Here is a 24,535-nt window from a genome sequence, read left to right on the forward strand (position 1 = left end):
CCGGTGCGGCGGCGGCCCGGACGGCATAGCGTCGGAGGACGAACCGAGAGGAGACGCCATGGGAACCAAGCGCCGGTGGAAGGACCTGACGAAGGGTCAGCGGATCGCCGTCGGGGTCGTGGGAGCCGCCCAGGTCACGCTCACCGCCGCGGCGTACCGGGACCTCGTGCGTCGGCCGGCGGAGCAGGTGAACGGGACCAAGCTCGCGTGGGGCCTCGCGCTCCTCGTCAACTGGGTCGGGCCCATCGCCTACTTCCTCGACGGCCGCAAGAGCTGACCGCGGGAGGGCTCAGCCCTCGACCGTGAGCCCGGCCGTCGGCTCCAGCAGCGTCAGCGCGCGCCGCAGCGCCGTGCTCGACGTGTGCACCGTGTAGGGGAAGTAGACGACCTCGACGCCCACCTCGGCGAAGCGACGCTCCAGCTCCGCGCCCTTCGGGGTGCCGCGCCAGTCGTCGCCCTTGAAGAAGACGTCGAACGGGCGCTGGCGCCAGGTCTCGAGCTTGTCGGGCTGGGTCTCGACGAACACCTCGTCGACGAACCGGACGTGGCGGACGATCTCCGCGCGCTCCGTGACGGGGACGACCGGGCGCCGGCCCTTGGCGAGCTCGAGCATGTCGTCGTCCACGACACCCGCGACGAGGTAGTCGCACTCGCTGCGGGCGTGCCGGAGGACGTTGAGGTGCCCGACGTGGAACAGGTCCCACGCACCGGGGGCGTACCCGACCTTCATGCCCGTCCTCCCGTCCTCGGCCGCGCGCCCCGCACGGCGAGGGGGCCGCGTCCAGGCTAGGACCGGGAGGAGGCCCGCAACCACGCCCTGCGAGGGTGAAGAAGGCGGCCCACCGGGTGAATTGTGGGCACGACGAGCGCGTGGGAGCGCACCCGCCCGCCCGCCCGCCCGGCAGGGGCCCGATCGCTGCGTGCTACCTTCGGTCGGTCGCCTTTCCGGACGACGTCCCCGCGCACCGGAGGGAGTGCCGACCTCAGTCATGCCGTCCCAGGTCCTCACCGTGTGCACCGGGAACGTCTGCCGCTCCCCCACCGCCGAGAGGCTGCTGAGCATCCGCAGCGACACGAGCGTCACGGTGTCGAGCGCCGGGACGCACGCGCTCGAGGGGGCACCGCTCGACGAGCCGATGGCGCGGCTGCTCGCGGCACGCGGCCTGGAGGCGGCGACGCACACCGGGCGGCAGCTCACGGCGGCGATGATCGAGCAGGCGGACCTCGTCCTCACGATGTCCCGGGCCCAGCGGGCCGCCGTCGTCACCCTCGTCCCGCAGGCCGTCCGACGCACCTACACGCTCCTGGAGCTCGCCGCGCTGCTCTCGGCGATCGACCTGCCCGTCGACCCGGACGAGAGCGACGCCGACCGCATCGCCCGCCTCCCGGAGATCGCGAGCGCCCAGCGCGTCCGGACGATCACCCCGCGCACGCCCCTCGACATCCCGGACCCGCACGGCCGCTCCGAGCGGGCCTACCGGCAGGCGTTCACGACGATCGACACCGCGGTCGCGGCGGTCGCCCGCGTCGTGCACCCGCCCGCCGCCCGGCGCCTCGAGTGGTCCCCCACCCTTACCGAGCGGGGCGCGCGCACGCCGCCGTTCCCCGGCGGCGGGGACGGCACCGACCCCACCGGGCGCGGCGGCAGCAGCTCCCCCCGGCACGGCGGCCGGCGGAGCTGGCGCCTGCGCTGACCGCGCGTCAGCGGGCCGACGACGTCCCCACCGTCGCGGCCGCGCTCACCTCGCCGAGCACCACGGCGTCGATGAGCTGGCGCGCCCACCCGAGGACCTCCGCACCGCGCAGCGGGCGGCCGCCGATGCGCGCCGTCGTCGGGTACGGCACGAGGATCGCGCGGATCGCGGGCTTGAGCAGCGTGCCCGGGTAGAGGCGCTTGAGCCGCAGCTGCGCCGACTCGGGGAGGTCGACCGGCGCGAACCGGATGAACTTGCCCTGCGCCGTGACGTCCGTGAGCCCCGCCCGGCGGGCGTGGTTGCGGAAGTCCGCGACGTCGAACAGCGCGGACGCGACGTCCGGGAGCGCCCCGTAGCGGTCGACGAGCTCGGCCCGCACCTCGGCGAGCTCCGGCGCGTCCGCCGCGGCGGCGATCTTCTTGTACGCCTCGAGCCGCAGGCGCTCGGTCGCGATGTAGGACTCCGGCAGGTGCGCGTCGACCGGGAGCTCGATCGAGACCTCCGGCTGCTCCTCGGGCCCGTCGCCGCGGTAGTTCGCGACGGCCTCCCCCACCATGCGCACGTACAGGTCGAACCCGACGCCCGCGATGTGGCCGGACTGCTCCCCGCCGAGCAGGTTGCCCGCGCCGCGGATCTCGAGGTCCTTCATGGCGACCTGCATGCCTGCGCCGAGGTCGGTGTGGGCCGCGATCGTGGCGAGGCGGTCGTGCGCGGTCTCGGTGAGGGGCCGCTCGGGCGGGTACAGGAAGTACGCGTACGCGCGCTCGCGCCCGCGGCCCACGCGGCCGCGGAGCTGGTGGAGCTGGGACAGGCCGAGCATGTCCGCGCGCTCGAGGATCAGCGTGTTCGCGTTGGAGATGTCGAGGCCCGTCTCGATGATCGTCGTGCAGACGAGGACGTCGAGCTCCTTCTCCCAGAACGCCCGGATCACCTGGTCGAGCTGGTGCTCGTTCATCTTGCCGTGCGCGACGCCCACGCGGGCCTCGGGGACGAGCTCGCGCAGCCGCGCCGCGGTGCGCTCGATCGTCTCGACCTTGTTGTGCACGTAGAACACCTGGCCCTCGCGCAGGAGCTCGCGGCGCAGCGCCGCGGCGATCTGCTTCTCCTCGTACGCCCCGACGTACGTGAGGACGGGGTGCCGCTCCTCCGGCGGGGTCGCGAGCGTCGACATCTCGCGGATGCCCGTGACGGCCATCTCGAGCGTGCGCGGGATCGGGGTCGCGGACATGGCGAGCACGTCCACGTTGGTCCGCAACTGCTTGAGCGTCTCCTTGTGCTCGACGCCGAACCGCTGCTCCTCGTCGATGATGACGAGGCCCAGGTCCTTGAACCGCACGCTGCCCGTGATGAGGCGGTGGGTGCCGATGACGACGTCCACCGTCCCCTGGGCCAGCCCGTCCACGACCTCCTCGGACTCCTTGGGGGTCTGGAAGCGCGACAGCGCCTTGACCGTCACGGGGAAGCCCGCGTACCGCTCGGAGAACGTCTCGAGGTGCTGCTGCACGAGCAGCGTCGTGGGCACGAGCACCGCGACCTGCTTGCCGTCCTGGACCGCCTTGAACGCCGCGCGGATCGCGATCTCCGTCTTGCCGTAGCCGACGTCGCCGCACACGAGCCGGTCCATCGGGACCGTCTTCTCCATGTCGGCCTTGACCTCGTCGATCGTCGCGAGCTGGTCGGGCGTCTCGACGTACGCGAACGCGTCCTCCAGCTCGCGCTGCCACGGGGTGTCCGGGCCGAACGCATGGCCCTGCGTCGCCATGCGCGCCGAGTACAGGCGGATGAGCTCGCCCGCGATCTCCTTGACGTGCTTGCGCGCGCGGGACTTCGTCTTGGCCCAGTCCGACCCGCCCATCTTGTTGAGGCTCGGTGCCTCGCCGCCCGTGTACTTCGTGACCTGGTCGAGCTGGTCCATGGGCACGAACAGGCGGTCGCCCGGCTGGCCGCGCTTGCTCGACGCGTACTCGATCACGAGGTACTCGCGCGTCGCGGCGTTGCCGCCCGTGCCGAGCGTGCGCTGCACGAGCTCGACGAAGCGGCCCACGCCGTGCTGCTCGTGCACCACGAAGTCGCCCGCCTTGAGCTGGAGCGGGTCGACGACGTTGCGACGCCGGCTGGGCATCTTGCGCATGTCGCGCGTGCTCGTCCCCGCCCGGCCCGTGAGGTCGGCCTCGGAGAAGACGGCGAGCCGCAGCCCCGGCGCGACGAAGCCCTTGCCGACCATCGCCGGCGTGACGAGGACGATGCCGCCCTCGGGCTCGTCGTCGAGCCGCGGCACGAGGCGCGCCGGCGTGTCCGCCGCGCCGAGCTGCTCGACCATGCGCTTGGCCGGCCCGTGGCCCTCCGTCGTGAGCACGAGCCGCCAGCCCGCGTGCTGCAGCCCCCGCACGTCGTCGAGCGCGCGCGCCACGTCGCCGCGGTAGGACTCGACGTCGCGCGCGCCGAGCGTGAAGGTCGGCACGCCGTCGGCGCTCTCGCCGACGTGGGCGGCCGTCGTGCCCGCGCCGCCGCTCGACGTGGCGGCGTCCGCAGCGGCGCTCCCGTCGGCGTCCGGCGGGACGTCGAGGTCGGGGTTGTCGAGCGCGAACGACGACAGCGTCCACCAGCCGAGGCCGCGGCGCTGCGCGACCGCGCGCACCTCGGAGAACGTCTCGAACGACGCCGCGGACAGGTCGACCGGCGCCTTGCCGCCCGCCACCGCGCCCGTCCAGGCCGCGGCGAGGAACTCCTCCGTGGTCGCCACCAGGTCGTGGGCGCGACGGCGCACGCGCTCGGCGTCGTCGACGACGAGGAGCGCGTCGTCGGGCACGAGCTCGAGCGCCGGGACCATGCGGTCCACGAGCACCGGCGCGAGGGACTCCATGCCCTCGACCGCGACGCCCGCCGCGAGCCGGTCGAGCATCTCGGTCGCGCCCGGCAGGTCCTCCACCAGCGCGGCGGCGCGCGCCCGCACCGAGTCCGTGAGCAGGATCTCGCGGCACGGCGGCGCCCACAGCCCGTGCTCGGCGATCTCCAGGCTGCGCTGGTCCGCGACCGCGAACCAGCGGATCTCCGACACCTCGTCGCCCCAGAACTCCACGCGCAGCGGGTGGTCCTCCGTGGGCGGGAAGATGTCGAGGATGCCGCCGCGGACCGCGAACTCGCCGCGCCGCTCGACCATGTCCACGCGCGTGTACGCCGCCGCGACGAGCCGCTCCGCGACGTCGGTGAGGTCCGCCGTCGTGCCCGCGTGCAGCTCGACCGGCTCGAGGTCCCCCAGCCCGTCCACGACGGGCTGCAGGAGCGCCCGGACCGGCATGACGAGCACCCGGACGGGACCGGACGGGCCGACCTCCGGGTCCGGGTGCGCGAGGCGGCGGAACACCGCGATGCGCTTGGCGACCGTGTCCGCGCGCGGGCTCAGGCGCTCGTGCGGCAGCGTCTCCCAGCTCGGCAGCACCGCGACGACGTCGCCCAGCTCGTCCGGCAGGTAGGCGCGCACGCTCGCGGCCAGCTCGTCCGCGTCGCGCCCCGTCGCGGTGACCACCACGAGCGGGCGCGAGCCCGCGGCCCACGCCGGGCCACCCCCGCCGCCCGACGCCGGGGCGTCGCCGTCCGGCACCGGCCCCGTCGCGCGCGCCCCCGCCATCGCCGCGAGGAGCGGCGGGCGGACGCCGGCCGGGCCGACGACGTCGGCCTCGCCGCGGGCGCGCACGTGCTCGACCGCGGCCGCCGCGGCCTGGTCGGCGAGCAGCGCGGGCAGGATGCCGGTGAGGTTCATGGAGGTCCTTCGAGGAGAGGGCACGACGACGGTCCCGACCGGGGCGGGCGATCGGGTCCGGCGTCCACACTACGCGCGTGGACCCACATCGTTCCGCGCGCGGGCGTGCGTCAGGCCCCCGCCACCGGGGCTTCCTCCGAGCGCCCCGCCGCCGCGGCCCGCCGTCGGGCGCGCAGGTCCCGGGCGACCCAGATCGAGTTCGGCACCACCTGGAAGACGAGGATCGCGACCGCCGACCCGACGACCGGCCCGGCCGCGCCCAGCGGCTCGATGAGCACCCAGGAGAGCGCCACGTTGCTCACGGTCATGAGCAGGACGGGGACGACCTGGAACCGCAGGCCGCGCTCGTCGGTCATGTACATGCCCGGCGGGTAGTTGAGCGCCTGGACCGCGACGAGCGCGCAGTAGCCCAGGACCAGCGCGAGCGGCACGGTGATCTTGCCGTCGGCGACCACATCCTGGAGGAACGGCAGGCACAGCGCGAGCACCGTCGACAGCAGCACGCCCCCGGCGAGGAACGCGAGGGAGATCCGGAACGGGCTCATCACCTCGTCGCGCGCCCGCGCCTGCGCGAAGTAGGGCCACATGCTGACGCCCGCCGCGATGATCGCCTGCATGACGAGCCCGAAGAGCTGGGTCGCGAACGTGTACTGCGCGAGCGCCTGCGTCGTGGACAGGTGGGACAGGAGCAGCCGGTCGCTCTGCATCGCGACCGGCATCGCGACGGACTGCACGAGCATCGGCACCGCGACCGCGGCCACCGGCACCCCGGGCACCGCCCGGCGCCGCGGGACGTCGCGGAACGCCCGGCCGACCTGGGGCGCGAGCAGGCGCGCCGCGACGCTCACCGTGATCGCCGACGCGAGCCCGGCCGCGACGTAGGAGACGAGGGCGACGTAGTCGCCGCCCTGCCCCTTGCCGACAAGGACGAGCACGACGACGCCGACGAAGAAGAGCGGCGACACGACGCCCTGGAGGAACGTCTGGAGCACGTTCTGCTTGAGCCCGATGAGGACCCGGATGCCGATCCCCAGCGGGAGCGACAGCCCGAACACGACGAGGCACAGCGTCGCGACGACGTCCCCGCCCGCGACGAGGCCGTCGCCCAGCAGGAGGGGCCACCACCCGAGGAGCTGGATCGCCACGCACACGGCGGCGATGATCAGGCCCGAGACGGTGAGGACGCGCAGCGCCGTCGTCAGCGTCCGGTGGACCCGCTCCGACTCGCGCGGGGACGACGCCTCCGCGATGGCGTTGATGACGACCGCGCCGATGCCCAGGTCGGCGAACGGCAGGAGGTTGCGCAGCCCGTTGAGCAGACCGTACTGGGCGTAGGACGCGACGCCGAAGTGCTCGATGATCAGGCGGCTGGTGACGATCCCGAGGAGCCCCGCCAGGCCCATCACGGCGACCTTGGCGCCGGCCGTCCCGGTCACCGAACGCCAGAGGCCCACTCGTCCTCCTCGTGCTCCCGGTGCGTCGCCCGCAGGCCCGAGCGCCGGTCCGCTGCCCGGAATTCACGATCTTAGGACCTTCTCCACGAGATCCGACCGTCGCGGGAGGGTGAATCCCGCCCGACCTGCGGCGTCCGTCCGGTGCGCCCGACTACGGTGGACGGCAGGGCCCGTCGCCGACGGTGCCGACCGGCCGCGGAGGGCGAGAGATGACGCTGCGCGAGTACGTGACCGCGGTGCTGCGCCACTGGGTCGTGGTCGCCGTGTGCGCCGTCCTGGGGGCGGTCGCCGGGTTCGGCTACGCGCGCTCGGAACCGAAGGTGTACCAGTCGTCGGCGTCCGTGATGGTCGTCCCCGAGCAGGGCGAGAACGCCGCCGAGCTCGTGCAGGGCTCGAACTACGTGCAGAACCTCGTGGCGTCGTACGCGGTGCTCGCGCAGTCGCCGTACGTGCTCGAGCCCGTGATCGAGGACCTGGGCCTCGACACCACGCCCGCCCGCCTGGCCCGCAGCGTCAGCGTGAACACGCCGCTCAACACGGTCGTCATCGAGATCGCGGTGAGCGACACCTCGCCGGACCGCGCGCGGGAGATCGCCGACGGGATCAGCGACCAGCTCGCGCTGGCCGTCCCCGAGCTGTCGCCGCAGCTGGCCGACCGCTCGTCGGCCGTGCGGATCACGACGATCGCCCCCGCGCGCCAGCCCGTGAACCCCATCGCGCCCAACACGCGCATGCTCATGATGGTCGGCCTCGCCGCGGGGCTCGCCGTCGGCGTGACGTACGCCGTCCTGCGCGAGCTGCTCGCGCGCCGCGTCGTCAGCTCGTCGTCGATCCAGTCGATGCTCGGGGTGCCGTTCCTCGGCGAGGTGGTCAAGGTGCCGTCGCGCACGTCGCTGCCCGCCGTCGTCGCCGCCGGTCCGGGGAGCCGCCCGTCCGAGAGCGTGCGCACGCTCGTCGCCAACGTGCGCTTCGCGGACGTCGACCACGGCCGCCGCGTGCTCATGGTCTCCTCCGGCGACGCGGGCGAGGGGAAGAGCTCGATCGCGATCAGCCTCGCGCTCTCGCTCGCCGAGGACGGGAGCAGCGTGCTCCTCGTCGACGCCGACCTGCGCCGGCCCTCGATCGCGCGCGTCACCGGGCTGGAGGGGTCGGTCGGCCTGACGAACCTGCTCGTCGGCGACGTGGCCCAGGAGGACATCGTGCTCCCCTGGACGCGCCCCAACCTCTTCGTGCTGCCGAGCGGCGTCCTGCCCGCGAACCCCGGCGTGCTGCTGTCCTCCGAGCGGCTCGTCGCCGTGATCGGCGACCTGCGGACGCACTACGACTACGTCGTGATCGACACCGCGCCGATCCTCCCGCTGAGCGACCCGCTCTGGCTCTCGCGCGCCGTGGACGGCGTGCTCGTCGTCGCCCGGGCCCGCAAGACCCGCATCTCGCGGCTGCGCCAGACGGTCGACAAGTTCGAGCGGGGCGAGGCGGACGTCATCGGCATCGTGCTCAACGACGTCAAGCCGCGCGGGCGCAGCGCCTACTACGTCAACGACTCCCGGGTCGGCGTCCCCGGCGCGTTCTCGCGCGAGGCCGGGTCCCCCGACGTCAGCCCCGCCGCGACGGCCGACGACGCGGCGGCGCCGCGCGCCGTCGAGGACGCGGACCGCCGCACGACGCCGTGACGACCGGGTGACGACGCGATGACGGCGCGCGCCGGGGCCGAGCCCGGGACCGGGCCTTCGACGACCGTCCCGACGGCGGAGCCCCTCCCGGGGGTGTCCGACGTCGCGACGCGCATCGCGGCCGGCGCGGCCGCCCTCGCGTGCGGCGCCTGGATCCCGATCGTCGCGGGGATCACCCCGGCGATCGTCGTCGGGCTCGTGCTGCTCCCCGTGTGGCTCCCCGTCGTGCGCCGGTCCCGGCCCGGCCGGTGGTTCGTGGGGCTCGGCGTCCTCGCCCTGCTGAGCGGCGTCCTGCTCACCGAGCTCTCCGCCCCGGACCGCGTGCTGTCGTCGCTGGCCCTGCGAGACGGTCTCATCACGCTCTCAGCGCTCGTCCTCGGCGCCGGGGTGCTCCTGTGGTGCCGCGCCGTCCTCGAGACGTCCACCGTCGCCGTCCTCTTCGGGGTCGGCGCGCTCGTCGCGGCCGCCCTGCGCACCGGCGGCGCCGACAACCCCTGGAAGTACACGTACGGCATGCCCGTGACCGTGCTCGTGCTCGCGCTGTGCCTCAGCACGCGGTCCCGCGGGCTGCAGGTCGTCGCCGCCCTCGCGCTCGCCGGGGTCTCCGCGGTCAACGACTCGCGCTCGGCCGCGACGACGATGCTCATGGTCGCTCTCCTCGTCGCCTGGCAGGCGATGCGCACCGGCCTGCGCGTGCGGTCCGGCGGGGTGCGCGTCGCGACGCAGCTCGGCGTGCTCGCGCTCGTCGTCTTCCTCGGGATGCAGACGCTCGTGCTCGACGGCTACCTCGGCGCGGACGCGCAGCAGCGCACGGAGATGCAGATCCAGACGTCGGGCTCCGTCTTCACGGGCGGACGGCCCGAGATGGGCGCTGCGACCGCGCTCGTCGCGGCCCGGCCCTGGGGGTACGGCGCGGGGGCCGTGCCCAACCTCCAGGACCTGCTCACCGCGAAGACCGGGATGGCACGTCTCAACTACGACCCCAACAACGGCTACGTGGAGAAGTATCTCTTCGGGTCGGGCTTCGAGGTGCACTCCGTGCTCGGCGACCAGTGGATCCGGTTCGGGCTCGTCGGCATGCTGTTCGCCGTCGCGTGCGTCGTCGTCGTCTGGCGCGGCACGCTGGCCGACCTCGGCCGCAACGCGGCGTCGGCGCTCCTGCTCTACCTCGCGCTCTCGTGCGCGTGGGACCTGCTCTTCAGCCCGTTCTACTCGGTGTCCGCCACCGTCCTCATGCTCGGCGTGGCGATCGCGACGCCGTACACGCTGCCCGACCGCGGCAGCACCACCCCGCTCGGTAGCCCCTGAACACCCACCGAGCCCCCTGGACGCGCCGGTGCCCCCGGGTCGAGGACCCGGGGGCACCGGCGGACGTGCGGGGCGGCGGGCCTACGGCTCGCGCACCACCTTGACGTCGTCGAACGACACGCGCGTGGTCGGGTTGGTGGACGCCGAGCTCACCGCCACCTTGATGCTCACCGTGCCGGGCGCCTGGAGCGCCGCCGTCGTGTCGGTCGCTTCGAGGTGCCACGCCTGCGCCGGGCCGGCCGCCGTGGGCCACACCTTGGCGGAGAGCGTCGTCGGGGACGTCCCGACCGCCGAGACCGACACCGTGTACCGCGTGCCGGGTGCGTACGTCGCGGGGAGCAGCTGGTTCCCGAGGAGCGTCTCGTCCCGGAGCAGGTACAGCCGCATGAGCCCGTTGGGCTCGAGGCGGACACGCGCGGAGTACGTGCTCGTCCCGACCTGCCGGCCGATGAGCGTGACCGACGTCGTCCCGCCCACCGACGCGACGTCCGACCAGAACGTCGTCTCGGTGCGGGCCCGCGACTCCGAGACCCCCGCCAGGCGCGCCTCGCGCGTCCAGGAGGGCGACATCGTCAACGTGCCGGCCGAGCCCGCGACCGAGAAGGCCGCGGCCCCGCCGAGCGCGGACCACGCCGCGCCCGACGTCGTCGTGCCCCAGCCGGAGGTCACCGCGCGGTCGAACGTGTCGCGCGCGACGACGTCCTCCGCCGGCGCGGTCGCCACGACGTCGTGCGACACGGAGGACGTGCCCCCGCGGTCGTCCGTCACCGTGAGCGTGACCGTGTACGTCCCGGCCTGCGCGTAGGTGTGCGAGGCCGTGGCGCCCTCCGCGGTCGCGTCGTCCCCGAAGCTCCACGCGTACGACGCGATCGTGCCGTCCGGGTCGCTCGACGACGAGCCGTCCACCGCGACGGTGAGGTCCGTCGCGGAGGCCGTGAACGCCGCCTGCGGCTTCACGTTCGGCGCGAGCACCTTCACCGAGGTCGTCGCCGTGGCTGTCGCCCCGCGGTCGTCGGTCACGTCGAGCGTGATCGTGTACGTCCCCGGCGCGTCGTAGGTGTGGGTCGCCGTCGCCCCGGTGCCGGTCGCGCCGTCACCGAAGTCCCACGCGTACCCGGTCAGGGTACCGTCCGGGTCGCTCGACCCCGAGCCGTCGACCGACACCGTGAGCCCGTCGGCCTGCGCCGTCACGACCGCCTGCGGCGGGACGTTCGGCGTGGTGCCGGAGCCCAGCTGGAAGTGCTGCTTCACCTGGGCCGGCGTGAGCGCGACCGGGTAGACGGCCGCCTCGTCGAGGTAGCCCTTCCAGTAGGTGTCGCCCTCCCAGCCGTTGTCGCCGCCGAGCCGCCAGTAGCCGGTGGTGTTCTCCGGCACGGCCTTGTCGTTCGACCCGACCAGCTCGCCGTCGAGGTAGAGCCGCATGCCCTCGCTCGACTGCGTCGCCACGACGTGGTGCCAGGCGTTGTCCCGGTACGAGCCCGTGGTGCTGAGCACCTGCTGCGCGCCGTCGTACGCGCCGAACTTCACCTTGCCGTCGGCCGACATGTACACGTGGCGGTCGTAGTTGGAGCTCGTGCCCGTCCGGCTGCTGCCGAACCCGATGAGCTTCCCGCCGGTCGTGGTGTCGGTCTTGAACCAGGTCTCGACCGAGTACACCGTCGGGTTGGCGTAGCTGCGCTGGCTCGCGACCAGCCCGCCGTTCCAGGTGCCGAAGATGTTCTTCGTCGGCTGGAAGCGCACCGCCGTGTCCGTCACGCCCGTGAGCGCGCCGGTCTGCGACTTCGTCACGGGGCCCGAGTACGAGCCGTCGGACGCGTCGGGGCCGGAGTCCTTCGCGACCGAGCCCGAGGACTCGCCGAGCCGCCAGTACAGCGTCGGCTCGAGCGAGTAGACCGCCTGGCCGTACGCGTCCTGCGGCGCGGTGGCCCCGGCCGCGGGACGGCCGCTCGCCGTCCAGTGGTCGGCGACCTCGCCGCGGGTGAGCGCACGGTCGTACACGGCGACGTCGGAGATGGTGCCGTTGAAGAAGTTCGAGCTCCCGCTGTTCGGCCAGCCCGACTGGCTGTCCCCACCGACGCGCCAGTAGCCCGAGTAGGACTGCGCCGACGTCGTGTCGCTGCGCTGACCCGCCTTGACGCCGTCGACCCAGAAGGTCATGCCGGAGCCGTCGAGCGTGCCGACCACGTGGTGCCACGCGCCGTCGTTGTACGAGCCGGCGGTCGTGATCTCGCGGACCATCCCCGGGTGGACGCCGAACGTCAGGCGCCCCGAGTTGTTCATGTAGATGTGCCGGTCGTAGCTCGACGACGTGCCGGTCTTGGCGTTGCCGAAGCCGACGATCTTGCCGCCCGACGTCGAGGTCGTGCGGAACCAGGCCTCGACGGAGAACCGCTGCGGACCGGTGGTCGCGGTCGGGGTGCTCCCGGAGACGCCGTTGGCGCCCGAGAAGCGCGTCGCCTTCGCCGTCGGCGGGACGTCCTTGCCGTCGACGCCGCGGGTCGTGCCGTTCGTGAGCGCGAGGTCGGACAGCGAGGCCCAGTCGGTCGCGCTGCTCCCGCTCGCCTCGTTCATCGGCCAGTAGCTCACCGGCGAGTCGCCGAGCACCGAGTCGTTGTAGGCCGTGCTCGACCCCTGCGCCGCGATCGTGACCGGCGTCCAGTTCGAGACCGTGGAGTTGCCGTCGCCGTCGATCACCTTGACGCGGTACTCGACCGTGCTGCCCGGCGCGAGGCCCGAGTCGGTGTAGCCCATGGTCGGGCGCACCCAGTACGTGGACGACGCTTTCTGCGTGGAGATCGGCGCGGTCGTGCCGCGGCGGTACAGCTCGTAGGTCAGCTCGGCGTTGTCCTGGTCGATGTTCGCCGGCCAGGAGACGCGGGCGCTCCCGCTGACGAGGGACCGCGTCGAGATGACGTACTGCCCACCCTGGATCGTCGGGCCGATCTTCGTCGGGGCGACGTCGCGCCGCGCGAACCGCACCAGCCCTTGCTGCCGGGCGCCGGCGACGCGCGTGAACTCGCCGCCGTACACGACGTACTTGTCGTTGGCCGTGATGTCCCACCCGGCCTGCGAGATCCCGGACGCGCTGCCCGTGCTCCACGTCGGGTACCAGTGCAGCAGCTTGCCCGCCGTCTGGCCCGTGAAGCTGCGGTAGCCCCAGATGTCCGGCGTGATCTTGCGGTCCGACGGCTCCTTGGCGAAGGCCAGCGAGTGGTTCACCGTCCAGGGGTCCGTCTGCGGGAACTCGCCGATGTTGCCGCAGTAGTGCGCGTGCGTCGCGACGTAGACGGAGTCGCCGGCCGGGTACACGGAGTACGTGTCGCCGTGGCAGTCCTCCATCCAGACGAGCGACCCGTCGGACCAGCTCGCGCGGAACGAGCCCTCGAAGTCGTCCTCCGTCTTGCTGCCGCCGTAGTCGTAGCCCGACCCGTAGACGCTGTCGCCGTCGGACGCGAGCGAGTAGATCGCGGCGTTGTCGCCGCCGTTGCGGATCACGGAGTTGACGGCCCACGGGAGCACGGTGCCCGTCGTCGCGTCGAGGGCCGCCATGCCGCGGCCGGGGTTGGTCGACCCGTTGGTGCTCGTGAAGGAGCCCGCGACGACCACCTTGGCGCCGTCGGGCGAGATCTCGATCGCGCGGCCGCCGTACCCGCCGGCGAGCTCCGGCGCGAAGCCGAGCAGCGCACCGGTGGACGCGTCCAGGGCGGCGATGCGGGCGCGCGCGGTGTTGTTGACGTTGGAGAACTCGCCGGTGATGTAGACCGTGGAGTTCGTCGCCTTGATGTCGTAGACCGTGGAGTTCGTGCCCGGGTTCCAGCTCGAGACGAGCGCGCCGGTCGCGGTGTCGAACGCCGCGAGGCGGTACCGCGTCTGGCCGGCGATCTCGGTGAACGCGCCCGCGACGTAGAGCCGCTTGCCGTCCGGCGACGACGAGATCGCGAGGACGCGACCGTTCGTGCCCGGGTTCCAGGACCCGTCGAGCACGCCGGTCTCGACGTCGTACCGCAGGATGTTCGCGCGCGGGGTCTCCCCCGTCCCGGCCGCCGCACCCGCGGGGCGTGCCGAGGTGAACTGTCCGCCGGCGTACGCGCGGCCGCCGACGATGGTCTGCGCCCAGACGATCCCGTCGATCTGGGTCGTGGGCAGGGGGTCGGCCGTGACCGGGACGGTCGAGTCGGCCGGGGTGGCGGCCGCGGCGACCGGCGCGTCGGGCGCGACGGCGGCGGGGGCCGCGGCAGGCGCCGCGCTCTCGACCGCGCCGGCCGCCGGGGCGACGAGCGCCGTCGCGACGAGGGCGGCGACGGTCAGCCCGGCGACCCGGCCGACGACACGTCGCCGTCCCGGCGGCGCGCCACGAAGAGAGCCCTGGACGACCGTCCGACTCACATCATTGTTTTTCATGGGTCACTCTCTTCGTCGCGGACCCGCGGAAATGCCGGTCCATCAGCCGGACGTTGTGACTGTAGCGCCGGAGAACCGGCCGCAGAACGGCGCGAGCGGGCGAAATTTACCGCCCCTTCCCGCGCGGGTCAGGACAGATCGCCGCGAAATACCACGGTCGACGTGCCCGGCGCGTACTCCACCGCGACGGTGACGTCGTCGCGGTCGGCCTCGGGGATGGAGAACAGGACGACGCCCGTCCCGCTCTCGCCCGGGGCGAGCTCGCCCTCGAAGGGCCGGCCGCCGGGCTGCACGAGGCGCCCGGCCGGCGCGCGGTCCTCGCCCGTGTAGGCGTTGACCACGGCGTAGGAGAGGTCGAGCGGGGCGTCGGTCCCGTTCGTGACCTCGACGGTGAGGCGGACGGCCGGACCCGAGGTCTCGCCCGCGGCCACGGCCTCGCCCTCGACGTGCTCGACCTGCGCGAGCCGGACGGTGACGCCGTCGGGCGCCTGGACCGTCTGGTCGGGCTCGGCCGGCTCGAGCTCGGGGGCCACGGGCACGACGGCGGGGTCCGCCCCGTCGCCCTCGGCCGTCCCGGCGGTCGCGTCGCCGCCCGCCGCGGCGGCGCCGTCCCCGTCGCCTGCGTCGCCCGCGTCGTCCGCGGTCGCGTCCGCCGAGGCGTCGCCGCTCTCCTCCGGGGAGGCGACCGGCGCGGGCGTGACCGTCCCGCCCGGGGACTGGTCGCCGTCGGACCGCCACGGCTGCAGCACGACGAGGGTGACGGCGACCGCGAGCGCGACCGCCGCCCCGATCACGGCGACGGCACGGCGGGAGGGCCGCCGCGTCGGGGTGGCGTCCTCGGGGGCGCCGTCGTTCTCCGCGTTCATCGTCCGCCTCCGGTCGTGCTCCGTGCCGGCTCGCGCCGGTCCGCCGTCGCGGCGCCCTGCCGGGCCGCCCGCCGGCCGTCGCGCAGCCCGCGCCAGGCCGCCCGCAGCGGGACGACCGGCCGCAGGAACTGGCGTCGGCCGCCGCGCCGCAGGACCGCGCGGGCGTTGCCCGGCGCGCTGCGCCGCCAGCGCCGCACGGACACCTCGTCGAGGTGCAGCGCGGCGAACAGCATCCGGTTGCGGATGTTGTAGTAGTAGTACGTCTCGGACTTGGCCTCCGGCCGCTGCCGGCCGTCGCGGTGGGTCCCGCCCTCGTCGTGGACCGCGACGGCGTCCTCGACGACGGCGACCCGGCCGCCCGCGCGCTGCAGGCGGTAGGACAGGTCGACGTCCTCCCAGTAGAGGAAGTAGGCGTCGTCGAACCCGCCCGTGCGCTCCCAGACCTCCCGGGTGACGAGCAGGCACGCGCCGCTGAGCCACTCCACGCGCGCGGCGCCCGGGTGCTCGTCGCGGCGCGACGGCGCGCGGAACGTGCCGTCGTCGAGGTAGACGTCGAGGCCCCCGAACCAGCGGCGCCCGGCGGGTGTGAGGACCACCGGGGACACGAGGAGCAGGCGGTCGTCCTGGACGGCCGCCCGCAGGGTCCGGACGTCGGCCGCGGCGATCGTCGCGTCGGGGTTGAGGAGGAGCACCTCGGCGGCGCCCGCGTCGAACGCCGCGCGCATCCCCAGGTTGGCGCCGCCGCCGAAGCCCAGGTTCTCCGCCGGGGCGAGCAGGTCCCAGCCGCGCTCGTCCGCCAGGCGGGAGACCCGCTCGCGCTCCGGCGTCGTCGAGCGGTTGTCGACGACGACCACGCGGGTCTCCCCGACCGCGCCGCGCGCGCCGAGGTTGCGCTCGAGGAGCGCGGCGGAGCCGTAGCTCACGATCACGATCGCGAGGTCGCCGGAGGCGTCCGCGACGTCGTCCACGGTCGTCACCTCCAGGTCCTGACACGTCGGCCGTCGCGGCGATCCTAAGCCCGCCGTCGGGCCGTGACGCCGGAATTCACCCGGGCGAGATACAACCTCACCCGCTGTTCACCCGCCCCCGCCTGGATACGATTCTCGGCACGGTCGGGGGCGGGCAGACAATCCGTCGCCGCCGCTTCCCAGAAGCTCTCCCCGTCTCTTTCGCGAGGTGCCCATGTCCGAGTTCGGCGCGGCGATGACGCGACTGCACGACGCGCAGAAGTCCTCGAGCGGCGCGGCCGCGTACTCGCGCTTCGTCAACCGCCCGCTCGGCCGCCCGCTCGCCGCAGGCGCGTACGTGCTCGGCCTGACGCCGGACGCGGTGACGCTCGTCAGCGCGGCGACCACGCTCGCCGGGATCGCGACCATCGCGCTCGCCGAGCCGACGCTCGCGTCGTCGCTCGCGGCCGTCGTGCTCCTCGTCCTCGGGTACGCCCTCGACTCCGCCGACGGCCAGCTCGCGCGGCTCTCGCGGTCGGGGAGCGCGGCGGGCGAGTGGCTCGACCACTTCTTCGACGCCCTCAAGACGGTGGCCCTGCACCTCGCGGTGCTCGTCTGCTGGTTCCGGTACTACGACGTCGACGCCGGCTGGCTCGTCGTGCCTCTCGCGTTCTGCGTCGTGAGCAGCACGTTCTTCTTCGGGATCGTCGCGGTCGACCTGGTGCGCCGCGCCAAGGGCTCGCCGGGCGGGGCCGCGCACGGGACCGGGGGCCGGCTCCGCGAGCACCCGCTCTACACGCTCGCGGTGCTCCCGACCGACTACGGCTTCCTGTGCCTCTCGTTCGCGCTGCTGTGGCTCCCCTCCGCGTTCCTCGTCGTGTACACCGCGCTGGCCGTCGTGAACGCGCTCGTCCTGCCCCTCGCGGCCGTGCGGTGGTACCGGTCGCTCCAGGCCCTGGAACGCGGCGCGGCGACCACGGCGGGAGTCCCCTCGTGAGGCCCGTGCGGGTGATGCAGTCGTTCCGCGCGCCGCGGCCGACCACGAACCCGTACATCACCCAGCTCGACGCGGCCCTCGCGGCGGAGCCGTCCGTGGAGCACCTGCGCTTCGACTGGCGCACGGCGATCGTGGGCCGCTACGACGTCTTCCACTGGCACTGGCCCGAGGGCAAGCTCGAGGGCACCACGTGGTGGAAGGCCGCCGCGAAGCACGCGCTCGTCGCCGCGATCCTCGTGCGGCACCGCCTGAGCCGCGTGGTCGTCGTGCGGACGGTCCACAACGTCGAGCTGCCCGACGTCCCGCGCGTCTCGCGCTGGCTCCTGGTCCGCGTCGACCGCTCGACGGACCATCGCATCGTCCTCAACGAGACGACCGAGCTGCCCCCGGAGCAGCCGCGCACCACGATCCTCCACGGCCACTACCGCGACTGGTTCGCCCGGTACGCCCGGGACGAGCGGGTCCCGGGGCGTGCGGGCTACTTCGGCGGCGTGCGGCGCTACAAGAGCGTGGGCGACCTCGTGCGCGCCTACCGCGAGGCGCGCGCCCTGCGCGACGACCTGAGCCTGGAGATCGGCGGGCGCCCGTCGTCGGCCGAGCTCGAGACCTCGCTGCGCGCGGAGACCGCGGACCTGCCCGGCGTCGAGCTGACCCTGCGCTTCCTCCAGGACGACGAGCTCGTCGCCCTCGCCTCGCGGTCCCAGCTCGTGGTGCTGGCCTACCGGTTCATGCACAACTCCGGGAGCGTGCTCGCCGCCCTGTCGCTCGACCGTCCGGTCCTCGTGCCGCGCAACGCGGTGAACGAGGCCCTCGCGAAGGAGGTGGGCGACGAGTGGGTGCTCATGTTCGACGACCGGCTCACGGGCGAGCGCCTCGTCGGGGCGCTCGCCGAGGCGGCCGCGATCCCGGAGGGCGCGCGTCCGGACCTGTCGCGCCGCGAGTGGACGGACGCGGGGGCGGCGCACGCCCGCGCCTACCGCACCGCGCTCGCAGGCCGCCGGTCGCGCCGCCGCGCCGGGCGGGAGGGAGCCGCGTGATCGCCGAGGCGGCGTTCCGCGCCAAGGCGGCCGTCGTGGGCCGGGACAGCACGGCCCAGCTCGACGCGTTCGTGCGGCACGACGCCCTCCCCGCACCGGCGCTGGAGCAGCTCTCGCGCGAGCGCGCCCTGCGGCACGCCCGGTTCGCGTCCGAGCACAGCCCGTTCTACCGGGACCTCTACCGCGACGCCGGGATCACCGCGGCCGACCTCCGGGACGACGCGGTGCTCGCCGCGCTCCCCCTGGTCGACAAGCCCGCCCTGCGCGAGCACTTCGACACGATCCGCACCGACGAGGCGACGGACCGCACGTCGGCGACGTCGCGCACGGGCGGCAGCACGGGCCTCCCCCTGCACGTGCTGCGCGACCTGCGTTTCCCGGCGCGCGCGCTCGAGTGGCGGCTGTTCCGGTGGTGGGGCGTCGAGCCGTGGGAGGACCGCGGGATCATCACGCGGCACATGCTGGAGGGCCTCGCGCGCGTCCGCCACGACCTGCAGTGGCTCCCGAGCCGCCGCGTGCAGCTCGACGCGTTCCGCATCACCGACGAGACGGTCACCGAGTTCGCGCGCCGCTGGAACCGCCTGCGACCGCCCTTCCTGCTGGGCTACGGCGGGGGCGTGCTGGAGCTGGTCCGGCGCACGGGACGGCTCGGCATCGAGCTCGCGCCGCCGCGCGCGGTCGCGGTCACGGCCGCGCCGCTCGCCCCGGGCGTCCGCGCGGAGATCGCGACGGCGCTCCGGGCGCCCGTCTACGACCACTACCGCAGCGCCGAGGTGCCGTGGATCGCCGGCGAGTGCGCCGAGCAGTCCGGGATGCACGTGTTCTGGGACGTGCGCCGCGTCGAGATCCTCGACGACGACGACCGCCCGGTCCCCGACGGGCAGGAGGGCAACGTCGTCGTCACCGACCTGACGAACCGCGTCTTCCCCGTGGTGCGGTACCGCCTCGGCGACGTGAGCAGCATCCACCGCGAGACGTGCGCGTGCGGGCGCTCCCTGCCCCGGCTCGGCGCGGTCTCGGGCCGGGCCTCCGACGCCGTCCGGCTCCCGGACGGGACGACCATCGCCGGGGCGCTCGGACACATCTTCGACCACGCGCCGCTCTCGGTGCGGCAGTTCGAGATCGTGCAGGCCCACGACTACGCCGTGACGCTGCGCTGCATCCCGGCGAGCGACGAGCGTGCCGACATCGAGCAGGCCCTCGCGACGCTGCGCCGCGCGACGCGCGGCCTCGTGCCGGTGACGCTCGAGCTCGTCGACCACATCCCGCAGGTGGGCGGGAAGATGAGGTTCATCCGCAGTGACGCCCCCTCCTGAGCTCCGGCTGGTCGTCGCGGTCCCGACGTTCCGGCGCCCCGCCACGCTCGCCGGGCTGCTCGCGCGGCTGCCCGAGCGGCTGGCCGAGGTGGAGGGTGCCCGGGTGGAGGTGCTCGTCCTGGACAACGACCCCGCCGGGTCGGCACGGGAGGTCGTGCGGGACGCCCCGCTGCCCGTGCGCTACGTCGTCGAGCCGCGCCCGGGCATCGCCGCCGTGCGCGACCGCGCGCTCGACGAGACGGCCGACGCCGACCTGCTCGCGTTCCTCGACGACGACGAGCGCCCGCGCGAGCGGTGGCTCGCGGCCCTCGTGGACACGTGGCGCGACACGGGTCGGCCGGCGGCCGTCATGGGCCGCGTGATCTCCGTGTTCGCGCACGAGCCGGACCCGTGGCTGCTCGCGACGGGCGTGTTCCGCCGTCGACCGCGCCCGACCGGGCTCGAGATCCCCGTCGCGGCGAGCGGGAACCTCCTGCTGGACCTGCGGCAGGTGCGGTCGCTCGGGACCCGGTTCGACGTCACGCTGGGCCTCGCCGGGGGCGAGGACACGCTCTTCTCGCGCGCGCTCGTCGCCGCGGGCGGCCGGATCGTGTGGTGCAACGAGTCCGAGGCGGAGGACCTCGTCCCGGCCGAGCGCATGACCCGGGCCTGGGCGATGCGGCGCGCGTTCAACGGCGGCAACGGCGCGGTGCAGGTCGAGCTCCGCCTCGCCCGGGGGCCCGCGCGCCGGGCTCTCGTGCGGGCGCGCGCCCTCGTCGGGGGCGCGGGACGCACCGTCGCGGGCGCGGCCCGGCACGTCTGGGGCCGCTGGACGGGCGACCTGGAGAGCGACGCGCGCGGTCTGCGCACGAGCCACCGGGGCCGGGGCATGGTCGCCGGCGCGTTCGGGCACCTGCACCGGCAGTACGCCCGCGACGGCGCGACGCCTCAGGGAGCGACGCCCGCCTCCTCGGCGACCGGCTCGAACGACGAGACCGCGGCGGGGATCTCCGCCTGAGCGACGAGCGCCCGCGTGAGCAGCACGTACCGCGCGACGTAGTCCTCCTGCCGCAGGCCCCGCGCCCGGACGTCCGCGGCGCTCGTCGCCTCCCCCGGGCCGAGCGCGTGCCGCACCGCCTCGGCGAGCGCGGCGGCGTCGTGCGGGGCGACGAGCCGGGCCCGCGTCCCCGCGACGTAGTCGCGTACCCCGCCCGCGTCGGTCACGACGAGCGCGCGGCCCGCCGCCATCGCCTCGACGCACGCCGTCGCGCCGGACGCGTGCCGGTTCTCGCGCAGCGGCACGACGACGACCCGGCAGCCCGCGTAGAGCCGCGCGAGCTCGGCGCGGCCCGTCGCGGGCGCGACGTCGACCCGGCCCGGGACCGCGACCCGGGCCGCGGCCGCCGACCGCGACGCGACGCGCGCGGTCACCCCGGGCAGCAGGTCGAGCGCGGCGCGCAGCACGGCCCAGTCCCGGTCCCGGTCGTTGCCCACGGCCAGCACCTCGGGCGCGGACGCGGCGCCGTCGGTCCCGGCCGCCCGCACCTCCCCCGTGGCGGGCGCCGTCCCGAACGGGACGAGGACGACCCGACGACCGGGCACCCGGTCCAGCGCCACGCGCCGGTTGACGTCGCTGTGCACGGCCTCGACCGCGTGCCTGCGCAGCACGGCCGCGAAGAGACGGCGGCGGGCGCGACCGAGGTCGTCCCACCGGTCCCAGAGCCACACGGACTGCGCGAGGACAGCGGGCCTGCGGCGCCGGGGCAGCGTCGCGCGCACGAGGCCGACCGCGAGGTGCTCGCGCTCCGTGTGCGTCCACACGACGTCGGCGCTCCCCAGGAGCGCGCGGTTGCGCCACGCGTGCACGACGTCGGTCCCGAGCCGTGCCGCGAGCGCGCGCCGCACGCGCGCCACGGACGGCCGCTCGCGGTGGGACACGCTCCACGCGAGGTCGACCGTGCCCGCGGCGAGGTCGTAGCCGTAGGGCGTGCGGTCCAGGGTCTCCCCCGCCGCGTACCGCGCCCGCCACGCCACCGGGTCCTGCTCGTGCGCGAGGTGCACGACGACGCGCGGCCGCGTCACGGGACGAGCCCGCGCAGCCGCTCCACCACGCGGTCCCACTCGTACCGGGCGAGCAGCCGCTCGCGCAGCGCGGCGTCCGGGGTCGTCCCCCAGGCGGCGTCCAGCGCGGTCGCGACGTCGCGCGACGGCGCGTCGAGCGGGACGAAGCGCGCGAGGCCGTCGGCGAGCTCGCGGAACACGGGGGTGTCGGCCAGCACGAGCGGCGAGCCGAAGTGCGTCGCCTCCAGCACGGGCAACCCGAAGCCCTCGTCGCGCGACAGGAACGCCGTGACGGCGGCGCGGGAGTAGAGCCACGCGAGCTCGGCGTCGTCGATCGCGCCGAGCAGCCGCACCGCACCGCTCGCGAGGAGCGCGTCCGTGCCGGGCGGGAGGTCCGGGGCGACGCCGGAGTGCTCGGCTCCCCCGACGACCAGGAGGGGCGCCTCGGGCCCCAGCCGCGCGGACAGCGGGACGGCGCGCAGCACGGCCTCGAGGTTCTTGCGGACGTTGAGGCGCCCGACGCACAGCGCGAACGGGAGCCCCGGGTCGATCCCCGCGGGCGGGCGCGGGACGGCGTCGGTCAGGGTACGCGGCACGCCCAGCCCCACGGGCGTGACCGGGCGGCCGGAGCGGCCCTCGATGCGGTCCGCCTCCGTGCGCGACGACGTCGCGACCGCGTCCGCCGCGCGCAGGAGCGGGATCATCGGCGCGAAGTACGCGCGCTCCGTCCGCGAGAACCACTCGGGGTGGTCGCGGAACATCACGTCGTGGACGAACGTCACCGCCGGGACCCGCCCGACCGGCGTGTAGTTGTGGGCGACGACGACGTCGGCGTGGACCGTCCGCGCGAGCCGGCCGAGCTCGACCGCGTTCGACAGCGCGTGTGGGTACAGGCGCGTCCCGATCGTCCGCGCGCCGGGCGGCAGGTCCGACGGCGCGGCGCCCTCGCCACCGCGGACGGCGAGCACGAGCTCGTCCTGCGGGAACCGCTCGTGCCAGTGGTGGATGAGCGCGCGCTGGACCGACCGGTTCGAGAACGGCCCCCGGTCCCACCAGTAGGCGTCGAACAGGACCCGGCGGGGAGAGTCGTCGCGGGCCGGGTCACCGGCGGCTGCGGCGGGGCGGGGCGCGTCCTGCCGGTCCGCGGCCGCAGCGCGACGGCGCGCGGTCCGCCACGGCCCGGGCGTGCGCCGGGCCGCGAGGTCGCGCGCGAGCTGCTCGTACCCGTCGGCGACGTCGTCCCACGAGTAGTCCTCGGCGCGCTTGCGGTTCGCGCGGCCGCGCTCGAGCGTCCCCAGCTCGTCGCGCTCGGCTTCCTCGAGGATCCCGGCGAGGTCGTGCGGGCCGCGGAAGTAGAGGCCGGGGTCGCGCACGACCTCGCGGTTGAAGTCCACGTCGAACGCGACGACGGGCGCGCCGGCGCCGATCGCGCGCAGGAGCGACGGGTTGGTCCCCCCGACGGAGTGGCCGTGGACGTAGGTGAACGCGGACGCGTAGAGGTCGTCGAGCAGCTCCTGGTCCCACACCGCGCCGAGCAGCCGGACCCGCTCGTCCCCCTGCGCGAGCCGGTCGATCCGGTCGGTGTACTCCGCGGAGTACGGCGCCGAGCCGACGACCACGAGGGGCTTCGTCGCGGCGGACCGCACGTAGCCCTCGACGATCTCCTGCACGTGGTTCTCGGGCTCGAACCGCGCGACGACGAGGTGGTAGCCCTCGGGCTCGAGCCCGAGCTCCGCGACGCGCGCGCCGCGGTCGTCGTCGAGCAGCGGGGCGCCGTACGCGATGAGCGACGACGGGACGCCGTACTCGCGCGCGTAGTAGTCCTGGATCCCCCGGGCGTCGGCGATGATCGCGTCGGAGCACCGGACGGCCGTCGTCTCGGCCGCGCGGTAGTAACGGCGGCCCGTGGGCCCCCACTTCGCGCGCCGCCACTCGAGCCCGTCGACGTGGGTCGCGACGGGGATGCGCGCCGCGCGCAGCAGCGGCAGGAACGGGGCGTTGGCCGCGTTGAAGACGAAGGCCGCGTCCGTGCGGTGCGCGACGAGGTGGGCGACCGACACGGCCGTGTGGCTCAGCGTCTCGAGCGAGCGGCTGCGGAGCGCGCCCGCGGTGACGACCTCCATGCCGAGGTGCTCGCGGACGACGTCCTCGGTGTTCCCCGTGCGCGTGTAGACGCGGACGCGGTGCCCGCGCGCCGCGAGGCGCGAGCCGACCTCCTCGACCGCCGTCTCGAAGCCGCCGTACCGTGCCGGGACGCCGCGCGTGCCCACCATCGCGATGCTCAGCGTCGCCGCCACCGTCACTCCCGCCCTGCCGCCCTGTGCCTTCCTGCGAGGCTAGTGGTGCGCGGGGCCCGTGGGGCCGGGTTCCCGGAGCCTCACCCGGGTGATTTCCCCGGCGGCACGGGGTGGAGGGGCCGTGACGGGCGGGGCTGGTCAGGCGCGGGCGTGGTACTTGCCCTGCGCCGCGAGCAGCCCCTCGGTGAGCACCATCTCGACCGCGTCGGCCGCGTCGTCGAGGAGGAAGGGCAGCTCCTTCGCCTCCGTGCCCTTGAAGTCCTTGAGCACGTAGTCGGCGGTGTCCATGCGGCCGGGCGGACGCCCGACGCCGCCCCGGACGCGCACGTAGTCCTTCGTGCCGAGCGCCTTGGTGATGTCGCGCAGCCCGTTGTGGCCGCCCTCGCCACCGCCGATCTTCAGCTTGACCGCGCCGAAGGGGATGTCCACCTCGTCGTGGACCACGACCACGTGCTCGGGGTCGATCCCGTAGTACTTCGCGAGGCCCGCCACGGGCCCGCCCGAGACGTTCATGTACGTCGTGGGCTTCGCGAGCACGACGCGCGGCCCGGGTCGCCCGCCGGGCAGCATGCCGAGGCGCGCCTCCGCGACGGCGGCCTGCGCGCGCGGGTGCCGCGCGAACCGGGCGCCCGCCCGGCCCGCGAGGACGTCCAGGACCATGTGGCCGAGGTTGTGGCGGTTGCCGGCGTAGCCGGAGCCCGGGTTCCCGAGCCCGACGACGAGCCACGGCTGGTCGCTCATGTGC

Annotated in this window: 17 protein-coding genes and 1 pseudogene; 8 read left to right on the top strand and 10 right to left on the bottom strand. The window is 74.7% G+C overall.

Annotated features, from left to right (window positions below):
- Positions 1 to 58 precede the first annotated feature (58 nt).
- Complete coding sequence (locus tag HKK73_RS14510; RefSeq protein WP_021483198.1) at positions 59 to 277, top strand: PLD nuclease N-terminal domain-containing protein; 219 nt, start codon at positions 59 to 61, stop codon at positions 275 to 277.
- A gap of 12 nt (positions 278 to 289) precedes the next feature.
- Here HKK73_RS14510 and HKK73_RS14515 read toward each other — a convergent pair whose 3' ends face one another.
- Positions 290 to 730 (bottom strand): adenylyltransferase/cytidyltransferase family protein, encoded by a 441-nt coding sequence (locus HKK73_RS14515; RefSeq protein ID WP_021483197.1) that lies wholly within the window; start codon positions 728 to 730, stop codon positions 290 to 292.
- 259 nt (positions 731 to 989) lie between these two features.
- On the opposite strand from HKK73_RS14515, the gene HKK73_RS14520 reads away from it, so the two are divergent.
- Positions 990 to 1,694, top strand: coding sequence for a low molecular weight phosphatase family protein (locus HKK73_RS14520; RefSeq protein WP_171468269.1), 705 nt, complete (start codon positions 990 to 992; stop codon positions 1,692 to 1,694).
- A 7-nt stretch (positions 1,695 to 1,701) separates the two neighbouring features.
- Here the strand turns inward: HKK73_RS14520 and mfd are convergent, their stop codons facing one another.
- A complete protein-coding gene (gene mfd, locus HKK73_RS14525) occupies positions 1,702 to 5,454 on the bottom strand; it encodes a transcription-repair coupling factor (protein ID WP_171468270.1) in 3,753 nt (1,250 codons plus the stop codon).
- A 110-nt stretch (positions 5,455 to 5,564) separates the two neighbouring features.
- Positions 5,565 to 6,908: an oligosaccharide flippase family protein gene (locus tag HKK73_RS14530; RefSeq protein ID WP_232322728.1), complete on the bottom strand. Its 1,344-nt coding sequence runs from the start codon at positions 6,906 to 6,908 to the stop codon at positions 5,565 to 5,567.
- A 209-nt stretch (positions 6,909 to 7,117) separates the two neighbouring features.
- Between HKK73_RS14530 and HKK73_RS14535 the strand changes: the two genes are divergently transcribed.
- Both HKK73_RS14535 and HKK73_RS14540 read left to right on the top strand, forming a co-directional pair.
- Entirely contained in the window at positions 7,118 to 8,581 is a 1,464-nt protein-coding gene (locus HKK73_RS14535) for a polysaccharide biosynthesis tyrosine autokinase (protein WP_085387461.1), read from the top strand.
- Between the two features lie 18 nt (positions 8,582 to 8,599).
- Positions 8,600 to 9,889: a hypothetical protein gene (locus tag HKK73_RS14540; RefSeq protein WP_194521129.1), complete on the top strand. Its 1,290-nt coding sequence runs from the start codon at positions 8,600 to 8,602 to the stop codon at positions 9,887 to 9,889.
- Between the two features lie 81 nt (positions 9,890 to 9,970).
- Here HKK73_RS14540 and HKK73_RS14545 read toward each other — a convergent pair whose 3' ends face one another.
- The 3 genes from HKK73_RS14545 to HKK73_RS14555 all read right to left on the bottom strand — a co-directional run bounded on the left by HKK73_RS14545 (position 9,971) and on the right by HKK73_RS14555 (position 16,133).
- Positions 9,971 to 14,290: a LamG-like jellyroll fold domain-containing protein gene (locus HKK73_RS14545; protein WP_171468271.1), complete on the bottom strand. Its 4,320-nt coding sequence runs from the start codon at positions 14,288 to 14,290 to the stop codon at positions 9,971 to 9,973.
- Positions 14,291 to 14,418: 128 nt separating this feature from the next.
- Positions 14,419 to 15,156 carry a hypothetical protein gene (locus tag HKK73_RS14550; RefSeq protein ID WP_171468272.1) on the bottom strand — a complete coding sequence of 246 codons (738 nt, stop codon included), beginning with the start codon at positions 15,154 to 15,156 and terminating at the stop codon, positions 14,419 to 14,421.
- On the bottom strand, positions 15,153 to 16,133 hold the full coding sequence (locus HKK73_RS14555; protein WP_253705659.1) for a glycosyltransferase: 981 nt from the start codon (positions 16,131 to 16,133) through the stop codon (positions 15,153 to 15,155). The genes HKK73_RS14550 and HKK73_RS14555 overlap by 4 nt, the downstream gene beginning before the upstream one ends.
- 205 nt (positions 16,134 to 16,338) lie before the next feature.
- Here HKK73_RS14555 and HKK73_RS14560 point away from each other — a divergent pair, with 205 nt between their 5' ends.
- Genes HKK73_RS14560 through HKK73_RS14575 form a run of 4 tightly spaced genes read left to right on the top strand, consistent with a single transcriptional unit; the run spans position 16,339 to position 20,450 of the window.
- Positions 16,339 to 17,100, top strand: a complete 762-nt coding sequence (locus tag HKK73_RS14560) for a CDP-alcohol phosphatidyltransferase family protein (protein ID WP_114554039.1) — start codon at positions 16,339 to 16,341, stop codon at positions 17,098 to 17,100.
- Positions 17,097 to 18,137, top strand: a complete 1,041-nt coding sequence (locus tag HKK73_RS14565) for a glycosyl transferase (RefSeq protein WP_244550503.1) — start codon at positions 17,097 to 17,099, stop codon at positions 18,135 to 18,137. The genes HKK73_RS14560 and HKK73_RS14565 overlap by 4 nt, the downstream gene beginning before the upstream one ends.
- Positions 18,134 to 19,453 (top strand): phenylacetate--CoA ligase family protein, encoded by a 1,320-nt coding sequence (locus HKK73_RS14570; protein WP_171468273.1) that lies wholly within the window; start codon positions 18,134 to 18,136, stop codon positions 19,451 to 19,453. Before HKK73_RS14565 ends, HKK73_RS14570 begins: the two co-directional genes overlap by 4 nt.
- The gene (locus HKK73_RS14575; protein WP_171468274.1) at positions 19,437 to 20,450 is read left to right on the top strand and encodes a glycosyltransferase family 2 protein; all 1,014 of its coding nucleotides are present in this window, start codon (positions 19,437 to 19,439) and stop codon (positions 20,448 to 20,450) included. Before HKK73_RS14570 ends, HKK73_RS14575 begins: the two co-directional genes overlap by 17 nt.
- Here the strand turns inward: HKK73_RS14575 and HKK73_RS14580 are convergent.
- From HKK73_RS14580 to pth, 4 genes and pseudogenes are all read right to left on the bottom strand, one after another.
- Entirely contained in the window at positions 20,381 to 21,514 is a 1,134-nt protein-coding gene (locus tag HKK73_RS14580) for a glycosyltransferase (protein ID WP_171468275.1), read from the bottom strand. The two genes, HKK73_RS14575 and HKK73_RS14580, sit on opposite strands and share 70 nt — an antisense overlap.
- Positions 21,511 to 22,461, bottom strand: coding sequence for a glycosyltransferase (locus tag HKK73_RS19170; RefSeq protein ID WP_371810626.1), 951 nt, complete (start codon positions 22,459 to 22,461; stop codon positions 21,511 to 21,513). Before HKK73_RS19170 ends, HKK73_RS14580 begins: the two co-directional genes overlap by 4 nt.
- Before the next feature lie 186 nt (positions 22,462 to 22,647).
- Positions 22,648 to 23,766, bottom strand: a pseudogene (locus HKK73_RS19175) (DUF1972 domain-containing protein); the annotation flags it as partial.
- Positions 23,767 to 23,928: 162 nt separating this feature from the next.
- The gene (gene pth / locus HKK73_RS14590) at positions 23,929 to 24,531 is read right to left on the bottom strand and encodes an aminoacyl-tRNA hydrolase (protein WP_086150902.1); all 603 of its coding nucleotides are present in this window, start codon (positions 24,529 to 24,531) and stop codon (positions 23,929 to 23,931) included.
- Positions 24,532 to 24,535: the final 4 nt, after the last annotated feature.

The sequence above is a fragment of the Cellulosimicrobium sp. 72-3 genome, from assembly GCF_013127315.1.
Classification (GTDB): Bacteria; Actinomycetota; Actinomycetes; order Actinomycetales; family Cellulomonadaceae; genus Cellulosimicrobium; species Cellulosimicrobium funkei.